At 53.9% G+C, this 24206-nt stretch carries 25 protein-coding genes; 19 read left to right on the top strand and 6 right to left on the bottom strand.

Annotated elements, in window-relative coordinates; translation table 11 throughout:
• The first annotated feature begins 152 nt into the window (after positions 1–152).
• From vgrG to tssJ, 3 genes are read left to right on the top strand one after another with little or no spacing between them, the layout of a single operon-like run.
• Positions 153–2510 (top strand): type VI secretion system Vgr family protein, encoded by a 2358-nt coding sequence (vgrG, locus tag FDW88_RS04240; RefSeq protein ID WP_137362086.1) that lies wholly within the window; start codon positions 153–155, stop codon positions 2508–2510.
• Complete coding sequence (gene tssG, locus FDW88_RS04235; RefSeq protein ID WP_137362085.1) at positions 2474–3544, top strand: type VI secretion system baseplate subunit TssG; 1071 nt, start codon at positions 2474–2476, stop codon at positions 3542–3544. The genes vgrG and tssG overlap by 37 nt, the downstream gene beginning before the upstream one ends.
• Positions 3545–4060: a type VI secretion system lipoprotein TssJ gene (gene tssJ / locus FDW88_RS04230; protein WP_137362084.1), complete on the top strand. Its 516-nt coding sequence runs from the start codon at positions 3545–3547 to the stop codon at positions 4058–4060.
• Positions 4061–4099: 39 nt separating this feature from the next.
• Here the strand turns inward: tssJ and FDW88_RS04225 are convergent, their stop codons facing one another.
• Positions 4100–4660: a lipoprotein gene (locus tag FDW88_RS04225; protein WP_096757571.1), complete on the bottom strand. Its 561-nt coding sequence runs from the start codon at positions 4658–4660 to the stop codon at positions 4100–4102.
• A gap of 115 nt (positions 4661–4775) precedes the next feature.
• On the bottom strand, positions 4776–5984 hold the full coding sequence (gene mdtH, locus FDW88_RS04220; RefSeq protein WP_137362083.1) for a multidrug efflux MFS transporter MdtH: 1209 nt from the start codon (positions 5982–5984) through the stop codon (positions 4776–4778).
• Positions 5985–6242: 258 nt separating this feature from the next.
• On the opposite strand from mdtH, the gene rimJ reads away from it, so the two are divergent.
• The 4 genes from rimJ to murJ all read left to right on the top strand — a co-directional run bounded on the left by rimJ (position 6243) and on the right by murJ (position 10297).
• The gene (gene rimJ, locus FDW88_RS04215) at positions 6243–6827 is read left to right on the top strand and encodes a ribosomal protein S5-alanine N-acetyltransferase (protein WP_115258871.1); all 585 of its coding nucleotides are present in this window, start codon (positions 6243–6245) and stop codon (positions 6825–6827) included.
• 35 nt (positions 6828–6862) lie between these two features.
• Positions 6863–7513: a YceH family protein gene (locus tag FDW88_RS04210; RefSeq protein WP_137362082.1), complete on the top strand. Its 651-nt coding sequence runs from the start codon at positions 6863–6865 to the stop codon at positions 7511–7513.
• A 1-nt stretch (position 7514) separates the two neighbouring features.
• Positions 7515–8438, top strand: coding sequence for a Gfo/Idh/MocA family protein (locus FDW88_RS04205; RefSeq protein WP_137362081.1), 924 nt, complete (start codon positions 7515–7517; stop codon positions 8436–8438).
• 323 nt (positions 8439–8761) lie between these two features.
• A complete protein-coding gene (murJ, locus tag FDW88_RS04200; protein ID WP_096757566.1) occupies positions 8762–10297 on the top strand; it encodes a murein biosynthesis integral membrane protein MurJ in 1536 nt (511 codons plus the stop codon).
• An 83-nt stretch (positions 10298–10380) separates the two neighbouring features.
• Here the strand turns inward: murJ and flgN are convergent, their stop codons facing one another.
• From flgN to flgA, 3 genes are all read right to left on the bottom strand, one after another.
• Positions 10381–10803 (bottom strand): flagella biosynthesis chaperone FlgN, encoded by a 423-nt coding sequence (gene flgN / locus FDW88_RS04195; RefSeq protein WP_115258870.1) that lies wholly within the window; start codon positions 10801–10803, stop codon positions 10381–10383.
• Positions 10804–10806: 3 nt separating this feature from the next.
• Complete coding sequence (flgM, locus tag FDW88_RS04190) at positions 10807–11100, bottom strand: flagellar biosynthesis anti-sigma factor FlgM (RefSeq protein ID WP_096757564.1); 294 nt, start codon at positions 11098–11100, stop codon at positions 10807–10809.
• Positions 11101–11193: 93 nt separating this feature from the next.
• A complete protein-coding gene (gene flgA / locus FDW88_RS04185) occupies positions 11194–11853 on the bottom strand; it encodes a flagellar basal body P-ring formation chaperone FlgA (protein WP_115258869.1) in 660 nt (219 codons plus the stop codon).
• Between the two features lie 157 nt (positions 11854–12010).
• Between flgA and flgB the strand changes: the two genes are divergently transcribed.
• The 11 genes from flgB (at position 12011) to flgL (ending at position 21868) form a co-directional block, all read left to right on the top strand.
• Positions 12011–12427 (top strand): flagellar basal body rod protein FlgB, encoded by a 417-nt coding sequence (gene flgB / locus FDW88_RS04180; protein ID WP_096757563.1) that lies wholly within the window; start codon positions 12011–12013, stop codon positions 12425–12427.
• A 3-nt stretch (positions 12428–12430) separates the two neighbouring features.
• On the top strand, positions 12431–12835 hold the full coding sequence (gene flgC / locus FDW88_RS04175) for a flagellar basal body rod protein FlgC (protein WP_096757562.1): 405 nt from the start codon (positions 12431–12433) through the stop codon (positions 12833–12835).
• A gap of 11 nt (positions 12836–12846) precedes the next feature.
• The gene (gene flgD / locus FDW88_RS04170) at positions 12847–13545 is read left to right on the top strand and encodes a flagellar hook assembly protein FlgD (protein ID WP_115258868.1); all 699 of its coding nucleotides are present in this window, start codon (positions 12847–12849) and stop codon (positions 13543–13545) included.
• A gap of 26 nt (positions 13546–13571) precedes the next feature.
• Positions 13572–14783, top strand: coding sequence for a flagellar hook protein FlgE (flgE, locus tag FDW88_RS04165; RefSeq protein ID WP_137362080.1), 1212 nt, complete (start codon positions 13572–13574; stop codon positions 14781–14783).
• Between the two features lie 20 nt (positions 14784–14803).
• Positions 14804–15559: a flagellar basal body rod protein FlgF gene (locus tag FDW88_RS04160; RefSeq protein WP_137362079.1), complete on the top strand. Its 756-nt coding sequence runs from the start codon at positions 14804–14806 to the stop codon at positions 15557–15559.
• Positions 15560–15572: 13 nt separating this feature from the next.
• A complete protein-coding gene (flgG, locus tag FDW88_RS04155; protein ID WP_045441663.1) occupies positions 15573–16355 on the top strand; it encodes a flagellar basal-body rod protein FlgG in 783 nt (260 codons plus the stop codon).
• A gap of 57 nt (positions 16356–16412) precedes the next feature.
• Positions 16413–17111 (top strand): flagellar basal body L-ring protein FlgH, encoded by a 699-nt coding sequence (locus FDW88_RS04150; RefSeq protein WP_096757558.1) that lies wholly within the window; start codon positions 16413–16415, stop codon positions 17109–17111.
• Positions 17112–17123: 12 nt separating this feature from the next.
• On the top strand, positions 17124–18221 hold the full coding sequence (locus tag FDW88_RS04145) for a flagellar basal body P-ring protein FlgI (protein ID WP_096757557.1): 1098 nt from the start codon (positions 17124–17126) through the stop codon (positions 18219–18221).
• The gene (gene flgJ, locus FDW88_RS04140) at positions 18221–19171 is read left to right on the top strand and encodes a flagellar assembly peptidoglycan hydrolase FlgJ (RefSeq protein WP_137362078.1); all 951 of its coding nucleotides are present in this window, start codon (positions 18221–18223) and stop codon (positions 19169–19171) included. Before FDW88_RS04145 ends, flgJ begins: the two co-directional genes overlap by 1 nt.
• Positions 19172–19235: 64 nt before the next feature.
• On the top strand, positions 19236–20900 hold the full coding sequence (gene flgK, locus FDW88_RS04135; protein ID WP_115258864.1) for a flagellar hook-associated protein FlgK: 1665 nt from the start codon (positions 19236–19238) through the stop codon (positions 20898–20900).
• A gap of 14 nt (positions 20901–20914) precedes the next feature.
• On the top strand, positions 20915–21868 hold the full coding sequence (gene flgL / locus FDW88_RS04130; protein ID WP_115258863.1) for a flagellar hook-associated protein FlgL: 954 nt from the start codon (positions 20915–20917) through the stop codon (positions 21866–21868).
• A gap of 78 nt (positions 21869–21946) precedes the next feature.
• Here the strand turns inward: flgL and FDW88_RS04125 are convergent, their stop codons facing one another.
• Positions 21947–23146, bottom strand: a complete 1200-nt coding sequence (locus FDW88_RS04125; RefSeq protein ID WP_115258862.1) for an MFS transporter — start codon at positions 23144–23146, stop codon at positions 21947–21949.
• A gap of 111 nt (positions 23147–23257) precedes the next feature.
• Here FDW88_RS04125 and FDW88_RS04120 point away from each other — a divergent pair, with 111 nt between their 5' ends.
• Positions 23258–24193, top strand: a complete 936-nt coding sequence (locus FDW88_RS04120) for a LysR family transcriptional regulator (protein WP_164496610.1) — start codon at positions 23258–23260, stop codon at positions 24191–24193.
• The last annotated feature ends 13 nt before the right edge of the window (positions 24194–24206 follow it).

Genomic DNA, 24206 nt, shown 5'->3' with positions numbered 1-24206 from the left:
ACAGGCGAATGGCAACGTTGGGCTTCGCCAATTTCATGTGTTGATCAGTAGGGACATTCAACGCGGTTACTGAGAACGGGGAAGTATTACCTTAATGGGCATAGGGTTACGGCCATGGGCGGTAGCATGCCCGAACGCCAGGAGGGCACAAAATGTTGTTTGATCACAACCATAATAAACTGACTATTCGTGGGCTGGAGTTTGAGCCAGACGTTCTGGCTTTCAAAGGGCATGAATATCTCAGCCAACCTTTTCGGTATGACATTCAGTTCACCAGCACTAATCATGGTATTACGCCGGAAGCGGTATTGATGCAGGACGCTTCGTTCAGCTTGTGCGCACCGCCGGAACAGGGGATGGCGGTGATGACTCCGCAGCGCACATTGCATGGGGTGATTACTGCATTTAAGTGTCTGTCTACCTCACGTGACGAAACGCATTACGAGGTGCGACTGGAACCCCGTCTGGCGCTATTTTCCCGCAGTCATCAGAGCGCGATTTTCCAGGATATGTCCGTCTCGCAGATTACAGAAAAAATCCTGCGTGAACGTCATGGTCTGCGCGGTCAGGATTTTGTTTTTAAGCTGAATAATGAGTACCCACGTCGCGAACAGGTGATGCAGTACGGCGAGAATGACCTGACGTTTCTGTCACGGTTGCTGGCGGAGACCGGGATCTGGTTCCGTTTCGCGGCAGATTCACGGCTGAAAATCGAGGTGATAGAGTTTTACGACGATCAGCAGGGATATGAACAGGGAATCACTCTACCGCTGCGCCACCCGTCCGGTATGTACGACGGCACAGTTGAAGCCGCATGGGCGCTGAATTCGTCGCATTCGGTGGTTGAAAACACGGTTACCACCCGAGACTACAACTACCGTGACGCCCAAAGGGACATGGACAGCTCGATGGATGTCACTGCGGGCGACAAAATTACCCGTGGTGAAGCGTATCATTACGCAGATAATTTTCGTGAGGCCGGTAGCCCGCAGACTATTGAGAGCGGGGGATTTTATGCCCGTATCCGCCACGAACGCTATCTCAACGGGCAGACGCGATTGGGGGGCACCAGCAACAGCGTAACATTAATGCCTGGCCAGGCGCTGAAGGTGACCGGCGGTGAGGCCCCAGATATGTTTGCCCATGGCGTGGTCATCACCGCGATTCACACCCGTGCCGCTCGCGACCGTAGCTATACGCTGGAGTTTGAGGCAATACCCTGTTCTGAACGTTACTGTTTTCGCGCACCTTCGCCGGAGAAACCTGTGATGGCGGGCACTTTGCCTGCTCGGGTGACCAGTACCCAGCCAGGCGATCTCTACGGGCATATCGATAAAGACGGACGCTATCGGGTCAATTTACTCTTTGACCGCGATACATGGCCCGCCGGGTACGAAAGTCTGTGGGTGCGTCAGGCCAGACAGTATGCTGGAGATACCTATGGTTTTCATCTGCCGCTGCTGGCCGGCACGGAAGTGGCTATTGCGTTTGAAAATGGCGATCCGGACCGGCCGTATATCGCCCATGCGCTGCATGACTCAGCCCATCCTGACCATGTCACCATCCGCAACGATAAACGCAATGTCCTGCGTACTCCCACGAACAACAAATTCCGCCTCGATGACACCCGTGGGCAGGAGCATATCAAGCTCTCGACGGAGTACGGCGGGAAGAGCCAGCTAAATCTTGGTCATATCGTGGACAGCGGCAAGCAGAAACGTGGGGAAGGGTTTGAGCTGCGCACGGACAAATGGGGGACGATACGCGGCGGACAAGGGCTGTTTATCAGTGCCGATATGCAGGCAAAGGCGCAGGGCCTACAGCTTGAAATGAAAGCGGCGCTGGAAACCCTGCAACAGGCGCAAGGACTGGCGCAATCGCTGAGCGAGGCGGTGAAAACGGCCAACGCAGAGCTTGCACAAGTAGCAGCGCAAAAAAGTCTGATGGAAGGGTCGCTAAAAGATTTACAGCAAGCGGCTTTGCTGTTGAGTGCGCCAGCGGGTATTGCACAGGTATCTCCGGAAAGTATTCAAATTAGTACGGGTAAGAATTTTATGCAGACCTCGGCTGAAAACAGTGATTTCAGCGTGTTCAAAAAATTTACCGTCGCCGCTGGAGAGATTATCAGCCTGTTTGCTAAAACGTTGGGGATTAAGATTTTTGCCAACAAAGGCAAGGTTGAGATACAGGCGCAAGATGACAACATGGAGCTTACTGCCATGAAAGATATGAAAATACAAAGTAAGGACGGGGAGGTTTATATCTCAACGGCGAAAAAAATCACATTAGCATGCGATAAAACGGCACTCATTATTGAACGTTTAGAGGTCACCATTGATAGCAATGGTTTTGCCGGTCGCGGAGACATCAGCTTGTTTGGTGAAATGCTTAATCGCTTTTTTGCACTCTATACCGACATCCACCTGTTTAATCGGTTGATTCTTATCTTACAACCGACCGGGGAGCAGCTTGCATGGGACGAAAACCCGCGCAATCCAGGGATGCGCTAACATCACGTCTGAAAGAAGATATTGGTCATATTAATTTTTATCGATTTTGCCAGCTACTGGAAAACCACGGCGCTCACCGACTGGGGGAAAGTGATAACCCGCATGATGATATGGTGCGTTTTCGCCCCCATCCTGGAGTAGGGTTTCCCGCTAGTGAACTGAAAGCGATTGAGTGCGATCCAGATCATCCCGATGCCCCTCTTACGGTCCGCTCAACCTTCATGGGGCTTTACGGTGTGGATTCACCGCTGCCAACGACATACATAGATGACATTACGCAAAGGCGCGATGGCCACGAGGTACTGGAAACCTTCCTCGATATTTTCAACCATCGTATTTTGACGCAGTTTTACCGCATCTGGCGAAAATACAGTTACCCGGCCACCTTTGAAGCGGGGGGAATCGATAGTACCTCTCGCTGCTTATTGGGGCTCATTGGCTTAGGGATCGCCGGTACACAGGAGCATATTGCCACACCGTCATCGCGTTTCCTCGCCCTGTTGGGGATCATGCGCCAGCCTGGGAGAACGGCAGAGGGTATTGCACGGCTGGTCAACTTACTGGCACCGAACACGCGTACCGACGTCACACCACACGATCTGCGTACAGTGGCAATACGACAACCTGCAGGGCTGCTTGATGAACAGCCATTAAGGCTGGATGGTCATACGGTACTGGGGGATGAAGCAACCGATGCAGCCAGTCAGTTGTTAATTTCACTCGTTACTGATGATGCAACGGAAACGGAAGGCTGGTTACCCGATGGGGCGCTTTTGACCGACTTGTTGGTATTGCTGCGCGTTTATCTGGGGTGGCGCTATCGGGCGCGGATTATGTTGACTCTACCCACCCATCTGCTTCCTGTGCCTGTGCTGGGTGAGTCACCCGTGCGGCTGGGTCTTACCTGTGTTAATGGTCTGCAACAAGGAGACAGGGACTTACCGGACGACTTCACTGTAGAACTGGGACATTACCGTGGTCTGACATCCGCTATAATAAATAAGGACATACAGCGTGTTCATTACCGTTTTTAAATTGAAATACATTTTCCCGTACTGGCATTAATACTCAGTGGCTGCGGCCTACTTCAGTCAGTGAGTGACGGTACTCGTTCCGCCGCAAGCTCTCTTTTTTATAAACAGATTAAGGTATTACATCTTGATATCTCTGGCCGGGCCGCGCTCAATACTGACAGCCGCGAGCAAAACAGCGCGCCGCAGTCGGTTATAGTGCGTATTTACCAGTTAAAAGATGAGAAGCGTTTTAATCAAACTCAGTACGAACAACTGGTCGGTGACGGGGCTAACTTATTAAAAGAGGATTTACTGGCTGAGCAGTTTGTGGTGGTGAAACCCAATAGCGCCGTGACGCTGGATATGCCGATGGAGGAGGGAACACAATTTGTGGCGATTGCGGCTCTGTTTCGCGATCCTGATATGGCCCAGGGAAACTGGCGCTTGGTAGTCAAACGCCACGATCTCGATCCCGATGAGGCACGTAAAATCGTGCTTGATGACCATACTATGACGATGCAGACAGAGGAAAAGTAACCTCTGATAGAAAAGGGCGCTGATGCGCCCTTTGGTGTGTTAATCGGTGAACGGGATGATGATTTCACCCGGTTTTACTTCAATTCCTTTTGCCAGCTTTTTCGCCAGCGCTTCGCCTTCACTGCTGTCTTCACGCAGGACGTATGCCGGTTGCTGGTTGAAATAATTGCGCAGCGACTGGTTTAAATACGGCATCAGAGTTTGTAATACCGACTGCATTTTTTCTGGTGTGACGGTCGCATCAACCACTTCCATCTCTTGCAGATAAATCGCGCCTTTTTCTTTATTGAACACCGGTAATGCTTTTAACTTCAGCTTCATTGTCGCTTTCTGGCTGCCAAATAGTGAGTTCATGTCCAGGTTGGCGTCGCCGGTCAGGGTCACTTTATTGGGTTCTTCACGACCGATCTGGCTGGTCAGATTGCTCAGCACGATGTGGGCTTCAGCAACGCCGGGCAAACCGATATCTTTCGAAAAATTATTATGCTTTGCCAGCGCCTGGTTAATTTCTTGCTCGCTTACCGTGTATTGTGTGAGTTGATTACAACCAACCAACAGGCCGCTGACAATGAGTGCAGCAGCAAAAAAAAACTTTTTCATGGGGTTCCTCAACATGATGCTTATGGCGTAATCGTGACACAAAGCAGCATCCAGTACCAGTGCCCCGGACACCAGCAGAAAAAACTGAAAAGGTGTCCGGGCTGAGGGTTACGCGTCAGGCATCAGGCTCCAGCATGCCACGCGTCGTGCGTTTGTGGCTGAACTGCCAGCCCAGCGCCAGGAAGGTGATAATGCCGATAACACCCAGCATCATCCACGGTAACTCGGGCTGCGACAGTGCCTTACCCATATCAAACAGCCAGCCGCCGCCGATGTAGCCTATGGCGCCGCCGATGGCGAGTCCCAGCCGACTAAAACCCATATAGCTCCCCCGGGCCCGTGCGCTCGCCAGCGAGGCGCTGAGCGTTTCACGTGCTGGCTCAGCAATAATGGAGCCGATATAGAACGTGCAGATCAGAGTGAAGAGCTGCTGTAGGTTTCCGACCAACCCAATAGGCATCATGCTGAGTGACATGATTAACAGACCGGCCATCAGACGGTGTTCAAGGCGAAAACGTTTTTCGCTCCAGCGGGCAATCGGGTAGAGCAACGTTAACGAGAGGCACGCCTCGATGGCATACATCCATTTGACGGCCGCCGGGGATCCTGCAATGTCGTTAACCATAATCGGCAGCATCAGCATCACCTGGACTGCCAGCATGTAGTAACCTGCCAGCGTCAGCACGTAAGTGACAAATCGCTTGTCATGCATCACGTGGTTCATCCCTTCACGCACCGGAATTTTCACTGTCGATAGTTTCCACGCAGGAAGCAACCAGGCGTTAAAGGCGGCGCACAGGATGAAGATAATGGCCCCGGTGGCGCAGACCAGCCTGAAGTCATACTGTAACAGCCAGCTTCCCAGTAATGCCCCAATGACCGCCCCGGCGCTGTCCTGCATCATCAGGATGGAGAAGAAGCGTCCACGCTTTTCCGGGCGGATCAGTTTGACCACCAGCGCCGAACGGGGGGGATCGAACAGCGTGCCGCCCAGCCCGGAGAGAAAACAGGAAAACCACAGAAGCCAGGGTTCATGGGCGATTCCCATCGTCGCAAACCCGGCGGCGCGCATCAGCATGCCGGTGACAATCATCGGTTTTGCGCCAAAACGGTCGGCAATGGCCCCGCCAAAAATTCCCAAACCCTGCTGAATAAATTGACGTAACCCGAGCGCGATGCCGACCATCACGGCGGCCCAACCCATTTGGTCGACGAAACGAATCGAGATCAGCGGGAAGACGACGAAGAAGCCCAGCACGACCAGCATATTATCGATAAGCAGGAAATATTTACCCAGGTTCCTCGCCTGCGAGACTTGCGACATTTCCCCTCCAGGGAAAAACTCGTCACTCTGTTTAGAGTTTTAACGGTAAGCCTGTCTATTCTGCGGGGTTGTCTGACCTTTTCCCACCCTCGGCGGGACAATATTTTTTTATCAAAAGTCGGTCTTGATAGAGAGTTTTCATCAAAATGTGTGAATAATTCAAGAAATGGTGTTTTGCTCTTTTCATCGGGCATATTTGTACAGGTATAGTATCGCGAATAGCGTATTGAAAACGGTGCGGGAAGGAGTAGGTATAGAATGTTTGGCTATCGCAGTAACGTGCCAAAAGTGCGCTTAACCACGGACCGCCTGGTCGTGCGTTTAGTGCATGAGCGTGATGCCTGGCGTCTGGCAGATTATTACGCAGAGAATCGTCATTTCTTAAAGCCCTGGGAGCCTATTCGCGATGAAAGCCACTGCTATCCCTCTGGCTGGCAGGCGCGTCTGAGTATGATCACCGAGTTTCATAAACAAGGCTCTGCCTATTACTTTGCGCTGCTCGACCCGGAAGAGAAAGAGATTATCGGTGTTGCAAATTTCTCCAACGTTGTGCGTGGATCGTTTCATGCCTGCTATCTCGGCTATTCCATTGCGCAAAAGTGGCAAGGGCAGGGATTGATGTACGAGGCATTGGTTGCAGCCATTCGCTATATGCAGCGTACGCAGCATATTCATCGCATTATGGCGAACTATATGCCACACAATAAACGTAGCGGCGATTTGCTGGCGCGGCTTGGATTTGAAAAAGAAGGTTATGCCAAAGACTATCTGCTGATAGATGGGCAGTGGCGCGATCATGTGCTGACGGCGTTAACAACATCAGAATGGACCCCCGGTCGCTAAGTTTCAGCTGTATTGGCTGATGAATGGAGAAGACGATGAAATATGAATTAACCGCTACCGAAGCACGCGTGATTGGCTGTTTGCTGGAAAAACAGGTGACTACGCCGGAACAATATCCGCTCTCCGTGAATGGTGTCGTGACTGCCTGCAACCAAAAAACTAATCGTGAACCGGTGATGAATCTGTCGGAATCGGAGGTGCAGGATCAGCTCGATAATCTGGTGAAACGCCATTTCTTGCGTACGGTGAGCGGATTCGGCAATCGTGTGACCAAGTACGAACAGCGCTTCTGCAATTCAGAGTTTGGTAACCTTAAACTCAGCGCCGGTGAGGTGGCCTTGATCACCACGCTGTTACTGCGCGGTGCGCAGACGCCGGGCGAACTGCGTAGTCGCGCATCCCGCATGTATGAATTCAGCGATGTGGCGGAAGTGGAGTCAACGCTGGAACAGCTGGCCACCCGCGAAGATGGTCCTTACGTGGTCCGTCTGGCGCGTGAACCGGGAAAACGCGAAAGCCGCTATATGCATCTGTTCTGTGGCGACGTCGATCTGACGATGGTGACAACCGCCGATGAGCCTCAGGCGGCATCCAGCGATTTGCTGGCGCGCGTTGAGGTGCTGGAAAGCGAAGTCGCTGAGTTAAAACAGCGGCTCGAATCCTTGCTGGCGCATCTGGGAGAGTAACGTGAAAAAACTTCGTATCGGTGTCGTCGGGTTGGGCGGCATCGCGCAAAAGGCCTGGCTACCCGTGTTGGGTGCCGCTGCGGACTGGACGTTACAGGGGGCCTGGTCACCTTCGCGTGAGAAAGCAGAACGGATTTGTGCAGCCTGGCGCATGCCGTATGTTGATTCATTACAAAACCTGGCGGCAACCTGTGATGCGGTTTTCGTACACTCCAGTACTGCGACGCACCATGCGGTAGTCAGCGAATTGCTTCATGCCGGGGTACACGTTTGCGTGGATAAACCGCTGGCGGAAAACCTGCGTGATGCGGAACAACTGGTGGAGCTGGCGGCGCGAAAAAAACTGACGTTGATGGTCGGATTTAACCGCCGGTTTGCGCCGCTGTATCGCGAGTTAAAGTCGCAGTTAAGCCAGCCGGCCTCCATCCGCATGGATAAGCATCGCAGCGATAGCGTCGGGCCACACGATCTGCGTTTTACGCTGCTGGATGACTATCTGCATGTGGTGGACACCGCGCTGTGGCTGGCAGGGGGAAAGGCACAGCTAAATAGCGGCACGCTGTTAACCAACGAGTCCGGAGCAATGCTGTATGCAGAACACCATTTCTACGTCGACCGGCTGCAGATAACGACCAGTATGCATCGCCGTGCGGGCAGTCAGCGCGAGAGCGTGCAGGCGGTTATCGACGGTGGGTTAATTGATGTCACGGATATGCGTGAATGGCGTGAGGAGCGCGGACACGGTGTCGTTCAGCAACCGATACCCGGCTGGCAAACGACGCTGGAGCAGAGAGGCTTTACCGGATGTGCGCGCCATTTTATTGAATGCGTGCAAAATCAGACAGTTCCTGAGACAGCGGGTGAGCAGGCTATTCTGGCGCAGCGCGTGGTGGAAAAGCTGTGGCGGGATGCGATGGACGAATAACCCCCTGTAACATCTGGCGGTAGTAATTCAGCATAATCCAGGTACTATACCCAAAATAATTCGAGTTGCAGGCAGGCGGCAAGGGAGTGAATCCCGGTGAGCTTACTCAGGTAAGTGATTCGGGTGAGCGAGCGCAGCCAACGCACATGCAGCTTGAAGTATGACGGGTATATATGCCCACTCAAAATAACACCTCTTTTCAACCATAGGCTGGCTTGTAGGCCTGATAAGACGCTGCGGCGTCGCCATCAGGCACAGTGACATTGCCGGATGGCGATGTTGGTTATACGGGGTTTTGCCTCAGAGTCTGGAATACAACATAGATGAATTTATTAAAGTCACTGGCAGCCGTCAGCTCAATGACGATGTTCTCACGCGTGCTGGGTTTTGCGCGTGATGCGATCGTCGCCAGAATCTTTGGTGCAGGGATGGCGACCGATGCCTTTTTTGTGGCATTCAAACTTCCTAACCTGCTGCGTCGAATTTTTGCTGAAGGCGCATTTTCTCAGGCATTTGTCCCTATTCTGGCTGAATACAAAAGTAAGCAGGGCGAAGACGCCACCCGCGTGTTTGTTTCCTACGTGTCTGGCTTGCTGACGCTGGCGTTGGCCGTTGTGACGGTTGCCGGGATGCTTGCCGCGCCGTGGGTGATCATGGTCACCGCGCCAGGCTTTGCCGATACTGCTGACAAATTTACGCTGACTACCCAGCTGTTGCAGATAACCTTTCCTTATATTCTGTTGATTTCGCTGGCCTCGTTGGCGGGTGCGATTCTGAATACCTGGAACCGTTTCTCTATTCCGGCGTTTGCGCCGACGTTTCTCAACATCAGCATGATCGGTTTTGCGCTGTTTGCCGCTCCGTATTTTAATCCGCCGGTGCTGGCGCTGGCGTGGGCCGTGACCGTCGGTGGTGTGCTGCAACTGGTTTATCAGCTTCCGCACTTGAAGAAAATTGGCATGCTGGTGCTGCCGCGCGTGAATTTTCGTGATGCGGGCGCGATGCGCGTAGTGAAGCAGATGGGGCCGGCGATCCTCGGCGTTTCCGTCAGCCAGATTTCCCTGATTATCAACACGATTTTCGCGTCATTTCTGGCTTCAGGTTCGGTTTCCTGGATGTACTACGCTGACCGTTTGATGGAGTTCCCGTCAGGTGTTCTGGGCGTCGCGCTGGGCACTATTCTGCTGCCCTCGCTGTCAAAAAGTTTTTCCAGCGGTAACCATGATGAATATTGTCGCCTGATGGACTGGGGTTTACGCCTGTGCTTCCTGCTTGCTTTGCCCAGTGCGGTGGCATTGGGGATCCTGGCAAAGCCGCTGACGGTTTCATTGTTCCAGTACGGTAAGTTTACCGCTTTTGATGCGTCCATGACCCAGCGCGCGCTGGTAGCGTATTCGGTCGGCCTGATTGGCCTGATCGTGGTGAAAGTATTGGCCCCCGGATTTTACTCCCGTCAGGACATTAAAACGCCGGTGAAAATTGCCATCGTGACGCTGATTATGACCCAGGTGATGAACTTGGCGTTTATCGGTCCGTTGAAACATGCCGGGCTGTCGCTGTCGATCGGTCTGGCGGCCTGTCTGAACGCCTCGCTGCTGTACTGGCAGTTGCGTAAACAGAAAATATTCACGCCACAGCCGGGTTGGGCCTGGTTCCTGGCGCGTCTGGTGATCTCTGTGCTGGTGATGTCTGCGGCGCTGGTGGGGATGCTGTACATTATGCCGGAGTGGTCTCAGGGGACGATGCTGTGGCGTCTGCTGCGCTTAATGGCGGTGGTGTTGGTCGGTATTACTGCTTACTTTGCCGCGCTGGCCGTGCTGGGCTTTAAAGTGAAAGAGTTTGTGCGCCGAACGGCATAATGAACATACTGCCGGATGAGGGGATCACCTTATCCGGCCTGCAAAACACGCAGGCCTGAAAGCTACGAGCCGTCAGGCATTCGTCAAATTGAGAATTTCTTTCCGCCGCGATGGGCTGAAGATGTTTGGCCGTTAGCGCCATACAGCGTGGGTTCCTGATGCGGTTTAAGCACCTCGAGCGCCTGTTGATTGCGCTCGATTTGTCCTTCCAACAGCCAACCATTATGCTGGTTGAGATCGCGTAAATGCTGCGTTTTAGTGGTAATCGTCTGCCAGCGTTGGGCAATATCATCATTAGCGCTGCGCGTCGCGTCGTGCTCAAGACGTCGCTGCTGCTCCAGGTAATCCAGGGTTGCCAGCAAAGAACTTTTTTCTTCTGTAATACGCTGTAGCTGGCTACCGTGAATGTGGCCTGCGGAAAGTTGCTGCTGCTCAGCATCCATCACCGTTTTCAGGTCATTCAGGACAGTCGTCATCTGATCAAGTATTTCTGACAAACGCGTCATACTTTATTTACTCTGTAAGTAGCTCTGCGCCTCGCGGATCAGCGAGTCGGCAATTTTTCCGGTATCCATTTTCAACTCACCGTTACGGATGGCGGTTTTCAGTGCTTCAACGCGCTCCATATTGATGTCGTTGGTGCCGGGTTGCATCAGCTTTGCCTGCGCGTCGCTCAACATGACGCTAGTGCTGTTGGTCGTGGACGTTTTTTCCTTACGCGTTTTTTGGACCAACGTGTCGCTGGCTTCGCGCGGCTGGACAGTACTAACTGGCTTCAATGGTGAGGTACGATCAATACTCATTTTTTTTATCCTCATCGAGGGGTTACGCTATAGCGGCCCGCTTTAATCATTGGTTGATTATCTATCGGCATCCGCAAAAAAATCTTTAACCTATTATAGGTTAATAAGAATATTCCCATCAGAATCGACGACGCCGCTGACGACCTGGCCTGAAAGCATCCGTACCCTGGCGTTCTGGGCAACCGCCGCATTATTCAGCGCCTTACCTTCCGCATTCACGCGAAAACCGTCTCCATTGGCGATAACCAGCACGCGCTGACCCGCTTTTATCCGCCATGCTTGACGCAGCATGGTGAGCTGGATCGGCTGGCCAGCGACCACATCACGCAGACTCACCGCTTCCTGCACCTGGTTAATGTCCAGCACGGTACGTGGCGGCAGTTGGTCCAGACGACCGCGTTTTAGCGTTACGCTGGCTGAGTTAAGCGCGCTTCCCCGGGCGATGGGGGCAGCGGCAACCACGTAGTCGCCCGTGGCCTGCACGTTCACCTGTAGGTAACGTTTTTCATTGCCGCATCTCGCCAGCACATTCACATTGCCCCATAACTTCGCGCTACCGGCCACGCTGAGTGCCGGTTGCTCACAGGCAGGCAGCAGGTTGGGTGGGGTCCGGAGGGTAACGACCACCTCGTCACTGAACCCTGCCAGTCGCTCGGAAAACCACGCCGTAAGCTGCGAATTCAGGTCTTGCGCCAGCGTCAGGGGGCTGAACAGCAGTGCGACCACCGCTATTCCGCGTTTGAACGTTTGCATCAATACCTCTCGCTTTTTCAGGCTGTGGCTGGATTTTACCTGTGTGACGCCGCCATCAACGCAACAAATAGCGACGCATTTTGCGCTTATTCCAGCGATAACGCGCGCGTAATGGGATTTAAGCTGTCGGCTGAATTTTGTCATTTGCGGAGGAGATATGCTCGATAAGCTCGACGCCGCCTTACGTTTTCAACAGGAAGCGCTGAATCTGCGCGCCCAACGCCAGGAAGTATTAGCGGCCAACATTGCCAACGCCGACACGCCGGGGTATCAGGCGCGCGACCTGGATTTCGCCAGTGAATTAAAAAAAGTCATGGTGCGTGGACGGGAAGAAACCGGCGGTGTCTCGTTGACGCTGACCTCTGCACAACATATTCCGGCCCAGACACTTTCTGCACCTTCGACGGAGTTGCTTTATCGCATTCCGGACCAACCGTCGCTGGATGGCAATACGGTGGATATGGACCGCGAGCGTACGCAGTTTGCCGATAACAGTCTGAAGTATCAGATGGGGCTCACCGCATTGGGTGGACAAATCAAGGGCATGATGACCGTGCTGCAAGGAGGGAACTAATTCGTGGCGTTGTTAAATATTTTTGATATCGCAGGTTCGGCGCTGACCGCGCAATCCCAGCGCCTGAACGTGGCGGCGAGCAATATGGCGAATGCGGACAGCGTGACGGGACCTGACGGTCAACCGTATCGCGCGAAGCAGGTTGTTTTTCAGGTTAACGCCGCGCCGGGTGCGGCTACCGGTGGCGTAAAAGTCGCTGATGTGATTGAGAGCCAGGCGCCGGACAAGCTGGTTTATGAACCGGGTAATCCGCTGGCCGATGCGAACGGTTACGTCAAAATGCCCAATGTGGATGTGGTCGGAGAGATGGTCAACACCATGTCAGCCTCACGCAGCTATCAGGCAAACGTCGAAGTGCTCAATACCGTAAAAAGTTTGATGCTTAAAACGCTGACGCTAGGCCAGTAAAGGAGCCGCACATGTCAATTTCGGTAAAAATGAATGACCCGAGCAGCACGGGCGTGAATGCAGCCAGTAACAACAGTTCACTGACGGGCAGCAATGCCGCCGATCTGCAAAGCAGCTTTCTGACGCTGTTAGTCGCGCAGCTGAAAAACCAGGATCCGACCAACCCCTTGCAAAACAACGAACTCACCACCCAGTTGGCGCAAATCAGTACCGTCAGCGGGATTGAGAAGCTGAATACTACGCTGGGGTCGATTTCTGGACAGATAGACAACAGTCAGTCGCTGCAGGCCAGTACCTTGATTGGTCATGGCGTGATGATTCCAGGTACCACGATCCTGACCGGGAAAGGGACAGAAGAGGGGGCGACCACCACCACGACACCGTTTGGCGTTGAGCTGCAGCAGCCAGCCGATAAGGTCACTGCCACCATTACCGATAAAGACGGCAAGGTCGTGCGCACGATCGATATTGGTGAGCTGAAGGCGGGGGTTCACACCTTCACCTGGGACGGCACCATGACGGATGGCACGGCGGCCCCAAGCGGTTCCTACAACGTGGCGATATCCGCCAGCAATGGGGGGACGCAGCTTGTGGCGCAGCCACTTCAGTTTGCGTTGGTGCAGGGGGTTATTCGCAGCAACGGCGGTAACACGCTGGACCTCGGCACCTATGGAACCACCACCCTCGACGAAGTACGGCAGATCATCTAAGCCTTCACACTTATCAGGAGTAAGTCATGGCCTTTTCTCAAGCGGTCAGCGGTCTGAACGCTGCAGCGACCAACCTCGATGTCATCGGTAACAACATCGCCAACTCCGCGACCTACGGGTTTAAATCCGGTACCGCTTCCTTTGCGGATATGTTTGCCGGTTCTAAAGTGGGCCTGGGCGTTAAAGTTGCGGGTATTACCCAGGACTTTACCGATGGCACTACCACCAACACCGGCCGTGGGCTGGACGTTGCCATTAGCCAGAACGGATTCTTCCGTATGGTCGACAGCAACGGGTCTGTTTTCTTCAGCCGTAACGGTCAATTCAAGCTCGATCAAAACCGTAATATCGTCAACATGCAGGGACTGCAGCTGACGGGTTACCCGGCCACCGGCACACCGCCGACGGTACAACAGGGCGCAAACCCGGGACCGATCACAGTTCCGAATACATTGATGGCGGCACAGGCTACCAGCAAAGCATCAATGCAGATCAACCTGAACTCATCGGATAAAATCCCGACAGCGGCAAAGTTCGATCCGAAAGATGCGGACAGCTATAACAAAAAAGGCCCTGTCACCGTTTATGACAGCTTGGGGAATGCCCACGAAGTTAACGCTTATTTTGTTAAGCAGCCTGATAACAAATGGGCTGTCTACACCATTGATAGCAGTGATCCTAAGGCTCCTGTGCCAACTACACCGACTTCCACGCTGGAATTTAATACCAACGGGGCGTTAATCGGGGGCGGTACCTTTGATATCACCACTAGCCCACTCAATGGCGCACCTGCTATCACCTTTGCAATGAGTTTCCAGAACTCTATGCAGCAGAACACCGGCGCCAACAACATCGTAGCGACGAATCAGGACGGCTACAAACCGGGCGATCTGGTGAGCTACCAGATTAACAATGACGGCACCGTCGTCGGTAACTACTCCAACGAACAAAAGCAAGTACTGGGGCAGATCGTGCTGGCTAACTTTGCCAACAACGAAGGTCTGGCTTCTCAGGGCGATAACGTCTGGGCCGCGACACAGTCTTCTGGCGTTGCGCTGCTGGGCACCGCGGGCACCGGTAACTTCGGCAAGCTGACGAACGGCGCGCTGGAAGCATCGAACGTGGATTTGAGTAAAGAACTGGTGAACATGATCGTCGCCCAGCGTAACTATCAGTCGAACGCGCAGACCATCAAAACCCAGGATCAGATCCTCAACACGCTGGTCAACCTGCGCTAAGCGCTTGACGGGATGGCTTAATGGATCACGCAATTTATACCGCCATGGGCGCGGCCAGTCAGACGCTGAACCAACAGGCGGTGACGGCCAGCAACCTGGCAAACGCCTCAACGCCGGGTTTCCGCGCGCAGCTTAATGCGCTACGTGCGGTACCGGTTGAAGGGCTCTCTTTACCGACGCGTACGCTGGTGGTGGCCTCAACGCCAGGGGCTGATATGACGCCAGGTCAGATGGACTACACCTCCCGCCCGCTGGACGTTGCGCTGCAACAGGACGGCTGGCTGGCGGTGCAGACCGCTAACGGCAGTGAAGGGTACACCCGTAATGGCGCAATTCAGGTAAGCCCCACCGGTGAACTGACCATTCAGGGACACCCGGTGATTGGCGAAGCCGGGCCAATAGCGGTACCGGAAGGTTCAGAAATCACCATTGCTGCTGACGGGACGATTTCTGTGCTGAACCCAGGCGATCCGGCGAATACCGTGGCGCCTGTCGGGCGTCTGAAGCTGGTGAAGGCGACGGGAAGTGAAGTGCAGCGTGGTGATGACGGTATGTTCCGTCTGAGCGCGGCGGCACAGGCGACCCGTGGTCCGACGCTTCCGGCCGATCCCAGCATCCGCGTGATGTCGGGCGTGCTGGAGGGCAGTAACGTCAAACCGGTTGCCGCGATGAGCGACATGATCGCCAGCGCCCGTCGCTTCGAAATGCAGATGAAGATTATCAGTAGCGTGGATGATAACGCGGGTCGCGCCAACCAACTGCTGTCGATGAGTTAATACAGGACATTTTATGATCAGTTCATTATGGATCGCCAAAACCGGCCTGGATGCACAGCAAACCAACATGGATGTGATTGCCAACAACCTGGCAAACGTCAGCACCAATGGTTTCAAGCGTCAGCGTGCGGTGTTTGAAGATCTGTTGTACCAGACGATTCGTCAACCGGGCGCGCAGTCTTCTGAACAGACCGTACTGCCTTCGGGTTTGCAAATCGGTACCGGTGTGCGTCCGGTGGCGACCGAGCGTTTACACAGTCAGGGCAACCTGTCACAGACCAATAACAGCAAAGATGTGGCGATTAAAGGCCAGGGTTTTTTCCAGGTCATGTTGCCGGATGGTACTTCTGCTTATACGCGTGACGGCTCTTTCCAGGTGGATCAGAACGGTCAACTGGTGACGGCAGGCGGTTTTCAGGTTCAGCCAGCGATCACCATTCCAGCGAACTCGCTCAGCATCACTATCGGGCGTGATGGCATCGTCAGCGTAACCCAGCAAGGACAGGCGGCGCCGGTACAGGTAGGCCAGCTCAACCTGACCACCTTTATGAACGATACCGGCCTGGAAAGCATTGGTGAGAACCTGTACACCGAGACGCAATCTTCAGGTGCGCCGAACGAGAGCACGCCTGGGCTTAACGGCGCGGGTCTGCTGTATCAGGGCTATGTTGAAACCTCTAACGTCAACGTGGCGGAAGAGCTGGTGAATATGATCCAGGTTCAACGTGCTTACGAAATCAACAGCAAAGCGGTGTCGACTACCGATCAGATGCTGCAAAAACTGACGCAACTCTAACGTGTTGTCCGGTGGGGTGAAAACCTCACCGGCACACTGATGTAGAAGATGAAGGCAATGCGAAAAAACGCGCTTCACCCATACCCGATTACGGCCCTGCTGGTGGTGTCACTGACAGGATGTGCCTGGATCCCGGCCACGCCGCTGGTTCAGGGGGCGACCTCTGCCCAGCCGATACCTGGCCCAACGCCGGTGGCCAATGGATCAATTTTTCAGTCTGCGCAGCCAGTTAACTATGGCTACCAGCCGCTATTTGAAGACCGCCGTCCGCGCAATGTTGGCGATACGCTAACTATCGTATTGCAGGAAAACGTCAGTGCGAGCAAAAGCTCTTCTGCTAATGCCAGCCGTGATGGCAAAACAAACTTTGGTTTCGACACGGTGCCGCGCTACCTGCAGGGACTGTTTGGCAACGAGCGTGCTGACGTAGAAGCGTCCGGTGGGAACTCCTTTAACGGTAAAGGTGGCGCTAATGCCCGTAACACCTTTAGCGGTACGCTGACCGTGACCGTCGATCAGGTTCTGGTCAACGGCAATTTACACGTTGTGGGTGAAAAGCAGATCGCCATAAACCAGGGCACTGAATTTATCCGCTTCTCCGGGGTGGTTAACCCGCGCACCATCAGCGGCAGCAACTCTGTTCCGTCAACCCAGGTGGCGGATGCACGTATTGAGTATGTCGGTAACGGCTATATCAACGAAGCGCAGAATATGGGCTGGTTGCAGCGTTTCTTCCTTAATTTGTCACCGATGTAAGCGAGGCTTTCTGTGTTTAAAACTCTTGTTGCAATGGTCCTGATGCTGGCAACCACGTTGGCCCATGCCGATCGTATTCGCGATCTGACCAGCGTTCAGGGTGTGCGTGAAAACTCGCTGATTGGCTACGGGCTGGTGGTAGGACTGGACGGCACGGGTGACCAGACCACCCAGACGCCGTTCACCACCCAAACGCTCAATAACATGCTCTCTCAACTGGGGATCACCGTGCCGACCGGCACCAATATGCAGTTGAAAAACGTGGCGGCGGTGATGGTGACTGCATCCTTTCCGGCGTTTGGACGTCAGGGACAAACCATTGACGTTGTGGTCTCTTCAATGGGTAATGCCAAAAGCCTGCGCGGCGGGACGCTGCTGATGACCCCGATGAAAGGGGTTGATAGCCAGGTGTATGCGCTGGCGCAGGGCAATATTTTAGTCGGCGGCGCCGGTGCTGCGGCGGGCGGCAGTAGCGTTCAGGTGAACCAACTCAATGGTGGGCGGATCACCAACGGGGCCACTATTGAACGCGAACTTCCTAGCCAGTTTGGTGGCGGAAACACCCTCAATCTGCAGCTGAATAATGAAGACTTCACCCTGGCACAGCAGATAACCGACACCATTAACCGTTCGCGTGGGTTTGGCAGCGCCACGGCGCTGGATGCGCGTACGATTCAGGTGCGTGTGCCGAGCGGCAATAGCTCACAGGTGCGCTTCCTCGCTGATATCCAGAATATAGAAGTGAACGTAACGCCGCAGGATGCGAAGGTGATTATCAACTCCCGTACGGGATCGGTAGTGATGAACCGCGAAGTTACGTTGGACAGTTGTGCGGTCGCGCAGGGCAACTTGTCTATCACAGTGAATCGCCAGGCCAACGTCAGTCAGCCCGATACGCCGTTTGGCGGTGGGCAAACCGTGGTTACCCCGCAAACCCAAATCGATATGCGTCAAAGCGGCGGCTCATTGCAGAGCGTGCGCTCCAGCGCCAATCTGAACAATGTGGTTCGCGCCCTCAATGCGCTCGGTGCCACGCCAATGGATTTGATGTCAATTCTGCAATCCATGCAAAGTGCGGGTTGTTTACGCGCCAAACTGGAAATTATCTGATGATTGGCGACAGCAAACTGCTGAGCAGCGCCGCTTGGGATGCGCAATCGCTGAACGAACTGAAAGCGAAGGCGGGTCAGGAACCGGCGGCAAATATCCGCCCGGTCGCCCGCCAGGTTGAAGGGATGTTTGTCCAGATGATGCTGAAAAGCATGCGTGAAGCGCTGCCAAAAGATGGCGTCTTTAGCAGCGACTCGACGCGCTTGTACACCAGCATGTATGACCAGCAGGTAGCCCAGCAGATGACAGCAGGCAAAGGTCTGGGGCTGGCTGAAATGATGGTTAAGCAGATGACCGAAGGCCAGGGGACGCCTGCGGATGATGCGCCGCAGGTACCGATGAAGTTTTCACTGGAAACGGTGACCAGCTATCAAAACCAGGCACTGACGCAGATGGTGCGTAAAGCGCTACCGAAAGCGACGGAAGGGAACGATGAACCGCTGTCGGGCGACAGTAAAGACTTCCTTGCTCAGCTATCGCTACCAGCAAAACTGGCGAGTCAACAAAGCGGGGTACCGCATCATCTGATCCTGGCACAGGCTGCGCTGGAATCCGGCTGGGGGCAACGCCAAATCCGCCGTGAGAACGGTGAGCCGAGCTTTAACATTTTCGGCGTGAAGGCTTCGGGGAGCTGGAAAGGGCCGACCACCGAAATCACCACTACCGAATATGAAAACGGTGAGGCGAAAAAAGTGAAAGCCCGATTCCGTGTCTATAGCTCGTACCTTGAGGCGCTGTCGGATTATGTCGGGCTGATATCGCGTAATCCGCGCTACGCCGCGGTAACCGGTGCGGCGACTGCCGAACAGGGTGCGCAGGCCTTGCAGAATGCAGGCTACGCCACCGATCCGCACTATGCGCGTAAATTAACCACCATGATCCAGCAGCTGAAGTCGATGAGCGAGAAAGTGAGTAAAACTTACAGTAGCAATCTCGACAATCTGTTTTAAATAACTCAAGTCTACCCATCCGCTGCCGATAATAACGAGTATTGAAGGATTACAAGGAACCTCCATGTCCAGCTTGATTAACAACGCCATGAGTGGTCTTAGCGCAGCGCAGGCCGCGTTGAACACAGCCAGTAATAACATCTCCAGCTATAACGTGGCAGGGTATACCCGCCAGACGACCATTATGGCGCAAGCAAACAGCACGCTGGGTGCGGGGGGCTGGGTTGGCAATGGCGTCTATGTTTCTGGCGTGCAGCGTGAGTATGATTCATTTATCAGTAATCAGTTACGCGCTGCGCAGAACCAAAGCAGCGGTCTGACAACGCGTTATGAGCAAATGTCGAAAATCGATAACCTGCTCGCCAGCAAGACCAGCTCTATTTCTACCTCGATGCAGGGCTTTTTCACCAGCTTACAAACGTTGGTCAGTAACGCAGAAGACCCGGCGGCGCGTCAGGCATTGATTGGCAAAGCAGACGGCTTAGTCAACCAGTTTAAAACCACCGATCAGTATCTGCGCGATCAGGATAAACAGGTTAATACCGCGATTTCCGCCAGTGTTGACCAGATCAATAACTACTCGAAGCAAATTGCCAGCCTCAACGATCAAATCTCTCGTCTGACCGGCGTCGGCGCGGGCGCTTCACCGAACGATCTGCTGGACCAGCGCGACCAGTTGGTGAGCGAATTAAACAAGATTGTCGGCGTTGAAGTCAGCGTTCAAGACGGCGGCACCTATAACGTCACCATGGCGAATGGCTATTCGCTGGTGCAGGGCAGTAGCGCACGTCAGCTTGCTGCCGTACCGTCCAGTGCCGATACCACCCGCACCACCGTGGCCTATGTCGATGGGGTTGCGGGTAATATTGAAATTCCAGAAAAACTGCTCAATACCGGCTCACTGGGTGGGTTGCTGACGTTTCGCTCTCAGGAACTGGACCAGACGCGTAATACGCTGGGCCAATTGGCACTGGCTTTTGCCGACGCCTTTAACACACAGCATAAAGCCGGTTTTGATACTGATGGTGTTGCGGGTAAGGATTTCTTTGCCATCGGCGATCCGTCGGTGACCAGTAATGCTAAAAACACCGGCAAAGCGGAGTTAACCGCTGAAGTTGATGATAGTTCGAAAGTGCAGGCGACTGACTATAAAGTTGTGTTTAACGGTGGCAAATGGCAAGTCACGCGCCTGGCGGATAATACGACGTTTGAAGCAAAACCGGATGCCAGCGGTAAACTGGATATTGATGGCCTGAAAGTGACGGTGACGAATAAACCAACCGGAGCTAACGATAATGACAGTTTTATTCTGAAGCCGGTTAGCGACGCCATCGTCAATATGAAAGTGATGGTGACCGACGAGTCAAAAATTGCCATGGCGTCAGAGAAAAAGACCGATCCTGCTGCGGAGACGGGCGCAAGCGACAACCGTAACGGTCAGAAACTGTTGGATCTACAAAATAAGGCCACCGTCGGGAATAAAACCTTCAACGATGCCTATGCCACGCTGGTAAGCGATGTCGGTAACAAAACCGCGACGCTGAAAACCAGCAGCACCACGCAAAACAACGTGGTCACGCAGCTCTCTAATCAGCAGCAGTCCATCTCCGGGGTGAATCTCGACGAAGAGTACGGCAATTTGCAGCGCTATCAGCAGTACTACCTGGCTAACGCCCAGGTGCTGCAAACCGCGAATGCGTTGTTTGATGCACTGATTAATATTCGCTAAGGGAGAGGGAATCAATGCGTATCAGTACCCAGATGATGTACCAGCAGAACATGCGTGGCATCACCAACTCTCAGGCGGAATGGATGAAATTCGGCGAGCAAATGTCGACGGGTAAACGGGTCATTAATCCGTCTGACGATCCGATTGCCGCCTCACAGGCCGTGGTGCTGTCTCAGGCTCAGGCACAAAACAGCCAGTACACGCTGGCGCGCTCTTTCGCCACGCAAAAAGTCTCACTGGAAGAAAACGTGTTGGGACAGGTAACGACGGCTATTCAGAGCGCGCAGGAAAAAATTGTCCATGCTGCTAACGGGACGTTAAGTGATGATGACCGTGCATCGTTGGCAACTGATTTACAGGGGATCCGCGATCAGCTGATGAACCTGGCGAACAGCACCGATGGCAACGGGCGCTATATTTTCGGTGGATATAAAACAGAAAGTGCACCATTTGCCCAGGCTGATGGTACCTATACTGGCGGAACCCAAAACGTGACCCAGCAGGTCGATGCTGCCCGTACCATGGTGATTGGCCATACCGGGGATAAAATATTTGCCGAATTGACCAGTAATGCGGTGCCGGAACCCGCGGGTGGAACCCAGGAAAAGAGCCTGTTCAAAATGCTGGATACCGCTATTGATGCCCTTAAAACGCCGGTTGCTGGGGATGATGTGGCAAAAGATAAAGCGGCAGCCGCTATTGATAAAACCAGCCGTGGCCTGAAGAACTCGCTTAATAACGTCCTGTCTGTGCGTGCTGAATTAGGCACACAACTCAGTGAGTTGAGCTCGCTGGATTCACTGGGTACCGATCGCGCATTAGGGCAAACTCAGCAGATGAGTAACCTGGTGGATGTCGACTGGAACGCAGCGATTTCGTCCTATGTTATGCAGCAGGCTGCGCTGCAGGCATCCTATAAAGCGTTTACCGATATGCAGGGAATGTCGTTGTTCCAGTTAAATCGTTAACGCCTTTTTTTGAAACATATCATGAAACTGGATATGTTTGTCTGCCCGCGCCACTTCCCCCCCGGCGCGGGCATTTTTTTAGGCCGTTTTTGTCCGACTCACCACAGTGTTACCTGTCAGTCTGATCATCAGAGCAATCGCACCGCTGACGGTTGCCAACCCGACAACGCCTTGCCAGTTTGCCAGGGCGTAAACTTGGGTGCCGAGAACTGAACCCAACGCCATGCCAATGAACACCAGGGTAAACAGTAGGGCGTTCAGGCGGCCCCGCGCCTGAGGCTCAAGGCTATAGACCAGATTCTGGTGAGCCACCAGGCTGGATTGTAGCCCAAGATCAAAGCCGACCGCAGAAAGGGCTATTAGCAGCCACTGTCCCTCAACCGGCAGGGCGGGCAGTAAAAACATCAGCGCGAAAGAAAGCGTCACTAATAATGCCCCCAGTTGCGTGACCTTTTCGCCGCCAACTCTGTCTGCAAGATGTCCGGCTAGCGGTGCGGCAAGCGCGCCAGCGGCTCCTGCAATACCAAAACCCCCGGCTACTGCGCTGCCCATGTGATAATGCTCGGATAACATCACCGCCAGCGTTGACCAGAAGGCACTGAAGGCAATTGACAGGAATCCCTGTGCCAGCGCCGCCCGGCGCAGTACAGGATACCGTTGCCAGAGTTTGGCCATTGAGAGCATTAACGACGGATAGCTCAGCGTGGAATTGGCCGCAAAGTGAGGCAGCATTTTCCACATCACCACAGTAATAATGGCAATACTGATGGCGGCGAGTTGATACATCTCGCGCCAGCCAAACGCTTCGCCCACCAGACCACTGACGGTGCGGGAGAGCAAAATGCCCAGCAACAGGCCGGTCATCACCGTACCGACCGTTTTTCCCTGTTTCCCCGCGGGGGCGAGTATGGCTGCTGCGGGAACGATGTCCTGTGCCATGGTTGCCGCCATTCCCATCAGCAAGCTAATCAACAGCAGTGAATGCAGTTGCCCGCTAAAGCTGCAGGCCAGAAGCAGCACGGCAAGTGAGATGCTTTTCAGCAAGATTAAAGTCCGGCGGTCATAGCGGTCGCCAAGCGGTAAGAGAAACAAAATCCCCAGCGCGTACCCGGCCTGGGTAAGCGTCGGCACCAGCCCCATACCGGTGAGACTTAAGGTCAGGTCCTGACCGATCAGCGGCAGAAGAGGCTGGGCATAGTAGATAGCCGCCACGCTGAAACCGGCGCCAAGTGCCAGTACAAAGATGACCCAACGGGAAAGTGCGGTAGATGTGTTCACAAATGATTCCTCAATCACAGGATGTACGGCTATTTTTATCTTTCGCTCATTGGCACGGTAGCGGGCGTGGTGGTAAAACAGTTATACGTTTGACGTATGATGAAAGTGGTTATCTTGAAAAATGAGCGTATAGACAGAGTGGAGCTGATGCGGACGTTTGTGCGCATCGTTGAGGCAGGATCGCTCTCTGCGGCGGCAAAACAGATGGGGACCACCCAGGCGACCGTCAGTCGGAGACTGCAATCCCTGGAAACGCTGCTGGGTGTGAAACTGATTTTACGCACCACCCACGCGATGAAATTGACCGATGACGGAGAGCGGGGATATCAGCATGCTAAGCATATTATCGATGCTTGGTTAGCGCTGGAAGATGGGCTGAATATCACGGAGGATGAACCCGTCGGTACGCTGCGGGTACGAGCGCCTCATGCGTTTGGTCAGCAACAACTGCTTGAACCGCTGCTGCAATTTCTGGCCCGTTATCCGCAGTTATCGGTGGAGTGGATGCTCAATGACAAAACGGTGGATTTCCTTAGCGACAATATTGATTGCGCGATCCGAGTGGGTGCGGAAGTTGATCCGGCAACGGTCTCCGTTCTGCTGGCCGAAGTGCCCCGAAGCATTGTGGCCAGCCCGGCATTGCTGGCGCAGTATGGCGATACTACGCATCCCGAACAGTTATCAACGCTGCCGTGGATTGCTGTAAACACGTTTTATCAGCATAGTGTGTCGCTGCGCCATCAACAGCGAAATGAACCCATCACGATAAATATCTCTCCCCGATTAAGCACGGACAGTATTTATGTTGCCAGAAATGCGGCTCTGGCAGGGCTGGGGGTAGCCATTGTGTCAAGCTGGATGGTGGAAGAAGATATTGTTCACGGGCGTTTAGTCGAGCTATTCGCAGACTGGCCTGCGGCATCGCTGCCGGTGCATCTGGTGTATCCCTGGGCGCGTTATTATCCGGTCCGACTGCGTAAATTTCTGGCGCTGATGAAGGATGTGATGCCGCAGCTGACGGGAATGAAACAAATCGATAAGAAATAAAAAAGCCGACCCG

Origin of the sequence: Citrobacter sp. wls829 (genome assembly GCF_005280825.1) — a bacterium.
GTDB classification, from domain to species: domain Bacteria; phylum Pseudomonadota; class Gammaproteobacteria; order Enterobacterales; family Enterobacteriaceae; genus Citrobacter; species Citrobacter gillenii.
The sequence above is the reverse complement of the archived record's forward strand: the minus strand, read 5'-3'. Positions and strand labels throughout refer to the sequence as shown.